This window comes from Paenibacillus auburnensis, from assembly GCF_927798115.1.
GTDB lineage: Bacteria > Bacillota > Bacilli > Paenibacillales > Paenibacillaceae > Paenibacillus_AQ > Paenibacillus_AQ auburnensis.
In genome coordinates, this window is sequence record NZ_CAKMMG010000006.1 from 207,409 (window position 1) to 218,973 (window position 11,565).

An 11,565-nucleotide genomic window follows, 5' to 3' on the forward strand; every position below is an offset into this window, starting at 1 on the left:
GGGGAATGGGTTACAATAGGAGCAGTATATATTTCACGGAAATGAAGAGCGGGCTGCCGGGTAGGCGGACAGTCCATTATTCATCTTAGAGGAAGAGGGTAATCATCAGTGGTTTCTCATGAGGGCTTGGGGCTATTAAGTAGACTCTTTGACGGGCAGGAGCAGAGAACGGCCAGCGTTCTTCCTGCGGAAATGGCAGTTTTTGAGCATTTTGCCGGAGAACAGCTGGGCGCGGAAGCGGAGGATATGCTAATTCCGTTCGCTTATGAAGAGACGCTGTGCCGGGACATCGGAGCGGGAGCGGTTCCTCCGTCTCTGCATCTTTGGAGTCATCCCGGAGGGGTTGCGCTGGGTCTGCGGGACAGCAAGCTGCCTCTGGCCGCTGCAGCGATGGCGGAGCTTGAAGGGGCGGGAATCCGCACGGCAGTCCGGCACTCCGGCGGTGCAGCCGTGCCGCTTGACGCGGGGATTGTCAATGTATCCCTGATTCTTCCGAAAGCTCCGGGCAAGCTGGACTTTCACGATGATTTCCGGCTGCTGGCTTCGCTGATTGCCGAAGCTGCAGCCGTAAGCCATCCGCAGGCCGCGGCAAGGATCAGGGCCGGAGAAATCGCCGGCTCGTACTGCCCGGGCGATTTCGATCTGGCGATCGGCGGCCGCAAGTTCTGCGGCATTGCCCAGCGCAGGCAGAGCAGCGCGTACTTCGTGCACGCGTTTGTGGTCGTCTCCGGCTCCGGACAGGAGCGCGGGGAGCTGATCCGCGGATTCTATGAGACTGCGTCCGGAGGGGACGAGTCTCTGGTCTATCCGCGGGTCCGCCCGGAGACGATTGCCGCGCTTGGCGAGCTTGGCGGGCCGGATGCAGCGGCGGTGTTTGCTGCAGGCATCCGGCAGGCGGCCGCCAGCCGGGGTGTGCAGCTGACCTCCGCCGCGCAGCTGCGGCAGGAGACGGGGTATGATCTCCAGTACAGCGATCACCGTGTGCTGGAGGCGGCGGAGATCCTGCGGGAGCGGTACGCCCGCTGAATGAGCTTGTAGCATTAAGCTATAGATCCATAAACCTTGATGAGTTAGGCACGATTGTGCCCTAAGCAAATAAGCGCAACGAGAAGAGCAGTGATTCTCCCGTGACGGGAGGATCACTGCTCTTCTTCTGCCAGGCCTAGCCGCTTAGTCCGAACATTTTCACTTGCTGATAACAGCAGCTTCTTGGCTACAAGTACAGCTCAGGCCGCCGGTCAGTGAAGATAGGAATCTGCTGGCGCACTTCGCGGACCTTTTGCAGATCAATGCTTCCGCTCAGAATCATCTCGCTCTCTGCAGCTTCACCTATTACGTCCCCCCAAGGATCAATAATCATCGAATGTCCGGCAAAGACGTTCGCCGGATCGGCTCCGGCACGGTTGCAGGCGATCACGTAGCATTGATTCTCGATCGCCCGGCTGATCAGCAGGGCACGCCAGTGGGAAAGCCGCGGCATCGGCCATTCGGCACTGACGAATAGCACCTCGGCACCAAGCGCTGTGTGGGCGCGGACCCATTCCGGAAAGCGGATATCGTAGCAGATCAGCCCGGCACATAAAGCCCCGTCCAGGGTGAACAGCCCCTTGGCTTCCCCCGGCTGCAGATACAGATGTTCATCCATCAGCCGGAACAGATGCAGCTTGCTGTATTCGCCGGCCAGCCCGCCTTCACGGTTGAAGACGAACATGCTGTTGGTAATCCCGGCAGGCTGCTTGCTGGCAACAGAACCGGCCACAATGTTGATGCTGTATTCCCGCGCGAGTGCAGAGATCATGGCCTTTGTCTGTGCGCCGTGAGGATCAGCAATCTGTTCCAGCCGGGTCAAATCGTACCCGGTCGTCCATAGCTCAGGCAGGATGAGGCAATCGGGCTTAGCTGCGGCAGCCCTGCGGATAAGCTGTTCCGCCGCAGCATAATTTGCCCCGGGATTGCCAAATGCTATATCGAGCTGAATCAGGGATATTTTCATGCGTCAGCCTCCTTTATAGTATGAAATTATAGTGTAATCTGCCGGTAAAGCAATCCGAAGGAGGCACTAAAAAGGAATATAAAACAAATGGTTGACGGGTCAATTAAATTGGAGTAAACTAATTTTCGTCAAGAAGATTTTGCACAATCTATTTATTTAATCATTAAAGCTCACTACATTTTAAGGAGGTTAACATTGACGGGACATCAGCCTGACGAAGAACGCATATTTGAACTGCTGCAGGCGCTGAACAAGGGAATAAGCCCGAAGTTCGAACGATGTGCCGGCATCAGCCCCACAAGGCTCCGCCTGCTCCATGAGCTGTTCCAGGTTGAAGAGATCAGCCAGATTGCGCTGCAGAAGGAAATCGATATCGATGCCGCAGCCATTACCCGACATTTGAAGGGTCTGGAAGAGAGCGGAATGGTCAACCGCCGTAATAACCCTGTAGACAATAGAGTTACCTTGGTCTCGCTGACCCAGCAAGGGCGCGATAAGGTGCATTCCTACAAGGAAGAGAAGAAACGTTTTATCAGCAGTTTACTTACCGGATTTGACGAGCAGGACCGCAAGTCACTCGTGGATAAGCTTGCCCGGCTACAGCATAATATCAATCTACTGTAGCCTTCACCCATATACCAACCCTCAAAGGAGATTATTTCAGATGAATGCAACGAAAACAAATGATTTCACATCGATTATTACAGGCCGCCGCTCCGTGCGCCAATATGATCCAAGTGTCAAAATCAGCAAAGAAGAAATGACCGAAATTCTTACAGAAGCTACCCTGGCTCCATCCTCAGTAAACATGCAGCCTTGGCGCTTCCTGATCATAGAAAGTGCCGAAGCTAAAGCCAAGCTGGCGACGATCGCCAAGTTTAACCAGCAGCAGGTTGAAACCTCTGCCGCTATGATCGCTGTGTTCGGCGATTTGAACAACTTCGAGTATGCTGAAGAAATCTATGGTACTGCAGTGGAGCGCGGCTTGATGCCGAAGGAAGTGAAAGAAGGCCAGCTGTCCCGTCTGGCAGTACATTTCGCCAATCTGCCTGCGGATATCAACAGAGAAACCGTAATGATTGACAGTGGTCTGGTCTCCATGCAGCTGATGCTGGCTGCCCGTGCCCATGGATATGACACCAATGCTATCGGCGGATTCGAAAAGGACCAGATTGCCGAATTGTTCGGTATGGACAAAGAACGTTACATTCCGGTAATGCTGATCTCCATCGGGAAAGCTGCAACCGAAGGCTACCAATCCGTACGTTTGCCGATCGATAAGATTGCGGAGTGGAAATAATCTACTAACCAGGAGGAATGAACAATGATTATTATTCATGCAACACTTCAAGTAAATCCCGAACGCGAGGAGCAGTTTCTGGCAGAAGCCGAGACGCTGCTGAATGCTACACATGAGGAAGAAGGCAATATTTCTTATGAGCTGTACAAGCATGTCTCCCGGAGCAATGTCTATATTATGGTGGAGGAATGGCGTGATGCCGAAGCTGTTGCCGGTCATAATGCAAGTCCGCACTTCACCGGCTTCGCAGCCAAAGCAGGCGAATTTCTGACAGCACCGCTGGATGTTAAGGTATATAACGGAGAACTGTTCAGCAAGTAAGAGCAAGTTGTTGTGAAAAAAGCTCGCAGGAGCCTGTGTTTACATCACGCCGCCATGGCTAGGGTAGTTACCCTTCATGGGTTGGCGGTGTAAGCAGGCTTCTGCGAGCTTATTTGTGCTAGAGAAGGATGGGGCCCGGTGTGGCCCGTTTGGCAGCATTGGTTTCTGCCCCGGATCGCCAGCCTCCTCAGCTGGTTTCGAATTTTCTGCGCAGGGAATGGGTGAGCTCCTGGAGGTCGATGATTTTGTCGTTGACCTGTTGGGAGGAGGTCATTTGATTTTCACTGCCTGCAGACAGCTGCTCCATGGAAGCCACATTCTCCTCGATTACAGCGGAGATATTCGTCATATCATTGGATATTTCCTGTGAGGCGGCCTCAATAGTCTGAATGGATCCATTAAGATCGTTAATAGCTGTCACCAGCTGGCTGATGGTTTGATACACCAGGTCAAAATCTGACATGAATTCTTTGGCAGAGTTAACAGACTCCTCTGAGGTCTGTTTTCCGGTCTCCATTTGCGATACAGAAGTGGCACTTTCTTCCCGTACTTTATTGAGAATGAGCCTGATTTCTTCGGTGGAATTATTGCTCCGCTCGGCCAGTTTTCGGATTTCACTTGCTACCACGGCAAACCCCTTACCGTGTTCACCGGCTCTTGCGGCCTCGATCGAAGCATTAAGGGCCAACAAATTGGTCTGGGTAGCCACGTCCTGAATTAATGAAATGATGCCTTCGATTTTTTGAGTGGACTCATTCAGGGATACAATGGTTTCAGTAGCTGTCGTAATCGTTTCAGATACGAGGGAAACCTGATCGTACAAAATTCTCGTATTATGCTGGTTATCCGCCAGGGCCTGCTCGGTAGCTGCCGTTCTTTTTTGCATGGTTGAAGAGGTCTGTGAGGTCTGTTCGATCATCTTAGTGATAGATTGCACGGAATTCTCCATGCTGACCAGTGACTCGCTTTGATCATTCAGACCGGTGGATACCTCCCTGAACGATTGCAGCATCTCTGTATTTACGCGGATGTTGCCTTCCGACAGCTGAGAGACGGCAGAAGAGGTGTGGTCTAGCTCATCCGAGAGCTGCTTCACTGTCTCTAAGAGCACGATAACTTCGTTCTGCTTTTTGGTCTTCTCCCCTTCAAGCTGTAAGGTGATTTTTTGCTTAGAGTTGATCTGCAGGATGGTAGCCGCTGAGGTCATAAGCAGGAACAAGGCATGAATAAGCATCATTGTAAAAGGATAACTGGACACTCCGAACACCAGCTCCGGGACGAGCAGGAAACCAAGGATATGCTGCAGCGCAAACAAAACGGTCATTATCAGAGTAAGCATGATATTTTCGTAGTAGGCAACAATTGCAATCGCCATGAAAATGGAAAAGTGAAACTCTACCGTTCCGCCCCCGCCAGCGATCATGGAGAAGCTCCCGAAGGTTATGGCCAGAGTATTAAATAAAGGGATGTACTTATTTTCCCTGTTCTTGCTGTATAACCAAATGTTAATAACCAGGAAGATGACCGGAAGGGCCAGCAGCACATTCATAGAAAAAGCAAAGTCCCGGGCAATCGTTAAGGCTTCCTCTTCGTTGTGGCTCATGCCCAGGCTCAGTAAATCAAATTGCCTATGCAGCAGGTGAATCAAAATACTGATGGCAATCGTTGCGGCTGACATCCAAATCATTAATCTGTTTTTTTGCTGGATCATGGTTCATCATCCCCTCATATGCAAAGCAAGTATAGATCCTATGAACCTTCTAAACTACTAATCATTTAGTACATATTCGCCAAAACGCATAGTTTTCTTGGTTCGATTAATAGGTCTATACTGCTATATAACGGTCTTTTGGCATCATATTTTTATAACATCCTATGTGAAATTATGAATCGGCTGGCTTTGGGTTTCCTGAACCGCTAGAATAAATACAATATGTAATGCTATTAACGAGAGGGTGACCCGGCAATGAATATTTTCGAACCTTCCCAAGTGCTCAATGCTTTGCCTAACCAGTTCTTTGCTGCGCTTGTTGCCAGAGCCGGCCAGGTAGCGGCTGAAGGACATGATGTCATTAATCTCGGGCAAGGCAATCCTGATATGCCTACCCCGTCTCATATTGTAGAAGCCTTGCAGAGGGCGGCGGTAGACCCTCTGAATCATAAGTACCCGCCTTTTCGCGGGCACGGCTATCTTAAAGAAGCTGCGGCAGCTTTTTACAAACGGGAGTATGGTGTAGAGCTGGACCCGCAGCGGGAGATCGCAATTCTGTTCGGCGGGAAAACCGGACTGGTTGAGGTAGTGCAGTGCCTGCTGAATCCGGGGGATACCGCACTCGTGCCGGACCCGGGTTATCCGGATTACTGGTCTGGTATTGAGCTGGCCCGGGCTGTTATGGAGATGATGCCGCTCAAGGAGGAGCACGGGTTCCTGCCTGACTATGCGGCTATTCCCCCGGAAACGGCGGCCAAGGTGAAGCTGATGTTTCTTAACTACCCGAACAATCCAACCGGAGCGGTGGCTGACGGTGAGTTCTTTTTGGAGACGGTCAGGTTTGCGGAGAAGCATAACATATGTGTGGTGCATGATTTTGCCTATGCTGCGATTGGCTATGAGGGGCAGCGGCCGGTCAGCTTCCTCCAGACACCAGGGGCTAAGGAGACCGGCATCGAAATTTATACCTTGTCGAAGACCTATAATATGGCCGGCTGGCGGGTGGCCTTTGCCGCAGGAAATGCCAGTGTGATCGAGAGCCTGAATCTGCTGCAGGATCATATGTATGTCAGCTTGTTCGGGGCCGTACAGGAAGCGGCTGCTGCTGCGCTGCTGGGTCCGCAGGATTGTGTCCGCGAGAACGTAGACCGCTATGAAGCCCGGCGCAACACGTTGATCAGCGGCCTGCAGCAAATCGGCTGGCAGGTGGAGGCTCCGCGCGGCTCCTTCTTCGCCTGGCTTCCTGTTCCGGAAGGCTATACCTCACAGAGCTTTGCGGACCTGCTGCTGGAGCAGGCACATGTGGTCGTCGCTCCAGGCATTGGCTTCGGTGCTTATGGCGAAGGCTATGTGCGGATTGGTCTGGTAAGTGATGAAGCCCGGCTGGCGGAAGCTGTGCAGCGGATCGCGGGATTGAAGCTGTTTACTGTGGAAGAAAGCTGTAATTAGCATAAGTGATATTAAGAAGAGGCGGAGCACAGAGATGAAGATAACCCTATTGAAGCATGGGATCAGGAAGAATGAGGTGTGGTTTTCTGCCGACTGCGGTGAGGGCAGGGGAATCTGGGGCGGCGGGTCTTTGCCAGAGCCCGGAGCTGTGCTTGAGGCAGAATTTGAGCTGCCCGCTCTTATTATGCGCTGGGTAGATCTGGTGCTGGTCAATAGCAGTGACTGCGGGATACGCATAGACGGGGAACAGGTGATATTAACCGGTATACTGGAGAATATTGAGGCAGACGGAACGGGGTATCTGCGGATTGGGCCGGAACTGATCATGTTCGAATGCCTGGGTGAACCAATGGCACTGGGCGGCTGGGTGGAGATACGGACCCGGGAGCTGGCGGTCTATCCGGCAATTTAATAAGCGGAGCGAAAGTGGCGTTAATCCTATAATTATTGCATCTGCATAGCCACTCCTGAGAAAATAGGCTAAGATAAAACAACAGGTTTGAAGTACAGCTATGTATGCTGAACTAAAGAACTACATAGAGGTAAAAGCAGCGGAGGGGAAATTTGGAACTGTAGGAGTGACAGCGTCCGCCTTTAGGTTTGGATTCTACCGCGAAAAGCGGGTTAAATCAGGGAATCCAAACCTAACAGCGGCCGGAAGTCCAAATATTCCTCGCAGCAGCGTACAATGCCGATTGGGTTAATCTAAAGTTCAACATATATATAAGGAGCAGAAGTCCAATGAACAGCGATATTCAACAATTTAAGACGGAGTTTTTCAAGGCGCTGGCTCATCCGATGCGGATCCGCATCCTGGAACTGCTGAGCGAAGGCGAGAAGAATGTGAATGAGCTGCAGGCGATTCTCGGTTCGGAAGGCTCTGCGGTATCCCAGCAGCTGGCCGTCCTCCGTGCCAAGAATGTGGTAGCCAGCGTCAAGGAAGGGACTACGGTTATCTACTCTCTGCGTGATCCCCTGATTAAGGACCTGCTGGCGGTGGCCAGACAGATTTTCGATAACCATCTCGTGAATGCAATATCCCTCCTGGAGGGCATCCGCAGCGAATAAAATCCGCCCTCAGCAGGGTGGATTTTCCGTTGACAAGAACGGCAGGCAGGAGTATTGTTGCTCATATATTCAAATAATCAGATATTTAAAGAAAAGAAGGTTAGATGATGACAGGGTGGGGCCGTTTTCAAGGCTACAACATTGCTTCTCTGCGGAAGGATATCATTTCAGGGACAATCGTCGGCGTTATTGCCATCCCGCTCGGGATGGCATTTGCTATTGCATCCGGTGTAAAACCGGAGTATGGGATTTATACGACCATAGTAGCCGGGATACTGATCTCCTTATTCGGCGGCTCGAAATTTCAGATTGGCGGACCGACAGGCGCGTTCATTCCGATTCTATTCGCGATTGCCATGGAATACGGCTATGAGAATCTGCTGATTGCAGGGATGATGGCCGGAGTTATTCTTGTGGTTATGGGCCTCTTAAGGCTTGGTGTTCTGATAAAATTTATTCCGAAGCCGGTAACCATCGGCTTTACAGCCGGGATTGCCGTCATTATCTTTACCGGGCAGATCGGGAATTTCCTCGGGCTTAAGGGAATTAAACGCCATGAAGCCTTCATCGACAATATGAAGGAACTTGGCATGCATATCTCGACGGTGAACCTGTATAGTGTGCTGACCGCTGCAATATGCTTTGCGGTAGTTGTGCTGGGGCTACGCTTTGCCCCCAAGATACCGGGATCACTGGTCGGGCTGCTGTGCGCCAGCGTGGTTGCGGCGTTGTTCTTCAGCGGTAAAGTCACTACCATTGGCTCCGCTTACGGCGATATTCCGAACACGCTGCCGAGCTTTCACTTTCCGGTGATTACCTGGGAGCGGATCAGGCATCTGCTCCGCCCGGCGTTTGTGATCGCCATGCTGGGTGCGATTGAATCGCTGCTGTCAGCGGTGGTTGCTGACGGAATGTCCGGCAGCCGCCATAACAGCAACCGGGAACTGATCGGTCAGGGCATTGCGAATATTGCCGCGCCGATGTTCGGGGGAATCCCGGCAACAGGCGCGATTGCCAGAACGGCAACGAATATCCGCAGCGGGGCGGCTTCTCCGCTGTCTGGTGTGATTCACGGAGTTGTTGTATTCCTTATTCTGCTGTTGTTTGCACCGTATGCTTCCAGCATTCCGCTTGCGGCCATGGCGCCGATTCTGATGGTGGTTGCCTGGAATATGAGCGAGCGCAAGCAGTTCCTGCAGCTGCTGAAGCTGGGAACCGGCGATTCTCTTGTACTGGCCATTACCTTCCTCTTAACGGTATTCGCGGATTTAACGGTAGCCGTGGAAGTAGGGCTGGTACTAGCCGTAATCCTGTTCGTCAAACGGATGGGTGAGACCCATCTGGTCGCCAAGGTACTGCCTGATCCTGCATCGGTCAAGGTAGCGGCGCATATGGTGACAGACAGCCATGATTGCCCGCAGATCGGAATTTATAATGTGGAGGGTCCATTATTTTTCGGGGCTGCTTACAGGTTTAATGATACGATGCCGGAGCTTGGCCCCGGCCAGGCGAAGCTTATTATCCTTCGTATGGGCAAGGTGCCGTTTATCGACACCACAGGTGAGGCCAATCTGGCGGAGCTTGTGAAACAGCTGCAGGCAGATGGGGGCAAGCTGATGATTACCGGTGCCCAGCCTCAGCCGTATGATCTATTGAAGAGAACAGGCCTGTACGACAAAATCGGAGCCGAGCATTTCTTCGATCACACTGGAGATGCCATCAATGCAGCACTCGGAATGATCCATACAGACCGCTGCGCAGGCTGCAGACATGCCGCGTTCCGGGAATGCGCAGCGTTGTCCGGAATTGAGGAAGTGCCGGGCAGAGGCGTCTTCAAAGGCAGAAAGCCGGCAGTGTCGGGAAAGCTCAGCAGCGGAATCCAGTAGGGCAGATCTTCCATAATTTCAAATAAGTATAACAGCCTGGGTGCATCCTGTTGCCCGGGCTGTTATATTTATAATGGACTGGTGAATACCCTATTTGTACATAACTAACTGTACTCTATGTAATCTGGATAAGGAGATTGTACCCTGATGAAGGAACTTAATTATGGCAAGGTGTTTATGCTACTCGCTGGACTGTCCCTGGCTACTCTGGGTGTATACCGCGTAGTTTCGCTGCGGACCGATACATTTTATGATTTTTTGCTCTGGAATTTTTTCCTGGCCTGGATTCCTTTTTTGTTCTCAAGTGCCGCATATATGCTGGATAAGCGGAAGGTCGGCGGGCTCCTGCTGCTGCCGCTGGGGATTGCCTGGCTGCTGTTTTTTCCAAACGCGCCGTATCTGATGACAGATCTCCTGCACCTAACCGCGAGAAAAAGCATCTATATCGTCGGCGGAGAAGTGCAAAGCCGGTTCTGGTATGATCTGGTTACCCTGCTTCTGTTCACTTGGAGCGGCTGGCTGACGGGATTCTTCTCACTATACCAGTTTCAGAACGTGATCTGCCGCAAAAGCAATCTTGTGTTTTCCTGGATTTTTGTATTCGCCGCATGTGCACTAGGGGGATATGGTGTGCTGCTTGGCCGGGTATACCGGCTGAACAGCTGGGATGTACTCACAGACCGCCATCAGCTGTATCAGCTGGTCGAAGACAGTCTGAACCGGCAATCGCTGTTCTTCAGCCTGTTTGTGGCGGTTGTTCTGCTCGTGATTTATACTACACTGTACTTCCTGCTGAACGGGCTGGGCAGCGGCGGCAGCCGGAGGGCTTATGCCAGAGGCGGCAAAAGCTGATCCTCCGGATCAGGCTGCGGACGAAACTGGAACCTCTCCAGGTCGATCCCGCCATTGACCTCAAAGTGCACCCCTTCACCAAGCAGATATAGCTTCTGTAGGGAGCCGGATTCATCGTCCAGAGCGATTCTTCCTTTGGCGTTGACGACCCTATGCCAGGGCAGCTTGTATTTCCGGCTCATGGAATGCAGAATCCGCACAACCTGTCTGGCAGCCCTAGGGCTTCCGGCAGCACGGGCCACTCCTCCGTAGGTCATTACTTTTCCCTCGGGTATGGCTTGAATAATGGCAATAACCCTCGCAGTAAATGGTGTCATAGGTTCTCCTTTAAGTTTCAGTAGCTGTAGTAACTCATTAACTAATTATATCAAAGGATGTGTATGCTTTGGGAAAGCTTATCCCCGGACAACAAGGGATGAGACTGTCGCCTGATCACCCGAAAGGGCTTGGCGGCTGGCTGGTGCTTGTGCAAATCGGGCTGTACCTTACGCTTATCAGCACCGTTTTAACGATTTTTCAATTTTTCACCACTACATTTGGCAGTGAGACCTGGGATAAGCTGACTACTCCCGGAGAGGGGGATTATCATACCCTGTGGAGGCCTACGCTGTTGTTTGAAGTGATCGCTAACATCGTGATAGTCCTGCTTGTAGCTTACCTGCTTATTCTGCTGTATAACAAAAAATCTGTGTTTCCGCGTTGGCTGATTTTCTTCTACCTCGGTAATCTGCTTGTGCTAATCGTTGATGCTGTGCTGCTCTCGAATATTCCTTCCTCAGACGAGTGGGTCAGCGGCAACAGAGTCCAGGACATTGCGCGGACCCTGCTAACCTGTTTAATCTGGATCACCTATGTTTTACGCTCCAAGAGAGTCCGTAATACGTTTGTCGAATAGATAGGCCGTTATCATTCTTTCGTAAGAGAGCCGCAGCTGCGGCTTTTTTTGCTTTTTCGGAAGCCTCCCGGAAGGTTTTCCTCAAGTGCA

The 11,565-nt window shown here is 51.8% G+C and carries 13 protein-coding genes; 10 read left to right on the forward strand and 3 right to left on the reverse strand.

Annotated elements, in window-relative coordinates; genetic code table 11:
• Window positions 1-192: 192 nt before the first annotated feature.
• Window positions 193-1,026, forward strand: a complete 834-nt coding sequence (locus L6H70_RS19885) for a lipoate--protein ligase family protein (RefSeq protein ID WP_236335801.1) — start codon at window positions 193-195, stop codon at window positions 1,024-1,026.
• 187 nt (window positions 1,027-1,213) lie between these two features.
• On the opposite strand, the gene L6H70_RS19890 is transcribed toward L6H70_RS19885, so the two are convergent.
• The gene (locus tag L6H70_RS19890) at window positions 1,214-1,993 is read right to left on the reverse strand and encodes a carbon-nitrogen family hydrolase (protein WP_236335803.1); all 780 of its coding nucleotides are present in this window, start codon (window positions 1,991-1,993) and stop codon (window positions 1,214-1,216) included.
• 195 nt (window positions 1,994-2,188) lie between these two features.
• Between L6H70_RS19890 and L6H70_RS19895 the strand changes: the two genes are divergently transcribed.
• The 3 genes from L6H70_RS19895 to L6H70_RS19905 are packed head-to-tail and all read left to right on the forward strand — an operon-like array spanning window position 2,189 to window position 3,614.
• The gene (locus tag L6H70_RS19895; RefSeq protein WP_236335805.1) at window positions 2,189-2,617 is read left to right on the forward strand and encodes a MarR family winged helix-turn-helix transcriptional regulator; all 429 of its coding nucleotides are present in this window, start codon (window positions 2,189-2,191) and stop codon (window positions 2,615-2,617) included.
• A 40-nt stretch (window positions 2,618-2,657) separates the two neighbouring features.
• Window positions 2,658-3,293: a nitroreductase family protein gene (locus L6H70_RS19900; protein ID WP_236335806.1), complete on the forward strand. Its 636-nt coding sequence runs from the start codon at window positions 2,658-2,660 to the stop codon at window positions 3,291-3,293.
• 24 nt (window positions 3,294-3,317) lie between these two features.
• Window positions 3,318-3,614 carry a putative quinol monooxygenase gene (locus L6H70_RS19905; RefSeq protein WP_054943077.1) on the forward strand — a complete coding sequence of 99 codons (297 nt, stop codon included), beginning with the start codon at window positions 3,318-3,320 and terminating at the stop codon, window positions 3,612-3,614.
• A 187-nt stretch (window positions 3,615-3,801) separates the two neighbouring features.
• Here L6H70_RS19905 and L6H70_RS19910 read toward each other — a convergent pair whose 3' ends face one another.
• Window positions 3,802-5,301 carry a methyl-accepting chemotaxis protein gene (locus tag L6H70_RS19910; protein ID WP_236335808.1) on the reverse strand — a complete coding sequence of 500 codons (1,500 nt, stop codon included), beginning with the start codon at window positions 5,299-5,301 and terminating at the stop codon, window positions 3,802-3,804.
• A 279-nt stretch (window positions 5,302-5,580) separates the two neighbouring features.
• Between L6H70_RS19910 and L6H70_RS19915 the strand changes: the two genes are divergently transcribed.
• The 5 genes from L6H70_RS19915 (at window position 5,581) to L6H70_RS19935 (ending at window position 10,580) form a co-directional block, all read left to right on the forward strand.
• Window positions 5,581-6,774, forward strand: a complete 1,194-nt coding sequence (locus L6H70_RS19915) for a pyridoxal phosphate-dependent aminotransferase (RefSeq protein ID WP_236335810.1) — start codon at window positions 5,581-5,583, stop codon at window positions 6,772-6,774.
• A gap of 34 nt (window positions 6,775-6,808) precedes the next feature.
• Window positions 6,809-7,186, forward strand: a complete 378-nt coding sequence (locus tag L6H70_RS19920) for a hypothetical protein (RefSeq protein WP_236335812.1) — start codon at window positions 6,809-6,811, stop codon at window positions 7,184-7,186.
• Between the two features lie 329 nt (window positions 7,187-7,515).
• The gene (locus tag L6H70_RS19925) at window positions 7,516-7,842 is read left to right on the forward strand and encodes an ArsR/SmtB family transcription factor (RefSeq protein ID WP_038585474.1); all 327 of its coding nucleotides are present in this window, start codon (window positions 7,516-7,518) and stop codon (window positions 7,840-7,842) included.
• 107 nt (window positions 7,843-7,949) lie between these two features.
• Window positions 7,950-9,728 carry a SulP family inorganic anion transporter gene (locus L6H70_RS19930; protein WP_236335813.1) on the forward strand — a complete coding sequence of 593 codons (1,779 nt, stop codon included), beginning with the start codon at window positions 7,950-7,952 and terminating at the stop codon, window positions 9,726-9,728.
• 147 nt (window positions 9,729-9,875) lie between these two features.
• Window positions 9,876-10,580 carry a DUF1361 domain-containing protein gene (locus L6H70_RS19935; protein ID WP_236335814.1) on the forward strand — a complete coding sequence of 235 codons (705 nt, stop codon included), beginning with the start codon at window positions 9,876-9,878 and terminating at the stop codon, window positions 10,578-10,580.
• Here the strand turns inward: L6H70_RS19935 and L6H70_RS19940 are convergent.
• Window positions 10,556-10,897 (reverse strand): MGMT family protein, encoded by a 342-nt coding sequence (locus L6H70_RS19940; protein ID WP_236335815.1) that lies wholly within the window; start codon window positions 10,895-10,897, stop codon window positions 10,556-10,558. The genes L6H70_RS19935 and L6H70_RS19940 overlap by 25 nt on opposite strands.
• Window positions 10,898-10,965: 68 nt before the next feature.
• Between L6H70_RS19940 and L6H70_RS19945 the strand changes: the two genes are divergently transcribed.
• Complete coding sequence (locus L6H70_RS19945; RefSeq protein WP_236335816.1) at window positions 10,966-11,475, forward strand: DUF2569 domain-containing protein; 510 nt, start codon at window positions 10,966-10,968, stop codon at window positions 11,473-11,475.
• Window positions 11,476-11,565 lie beyond the last annotated feature (90 nt).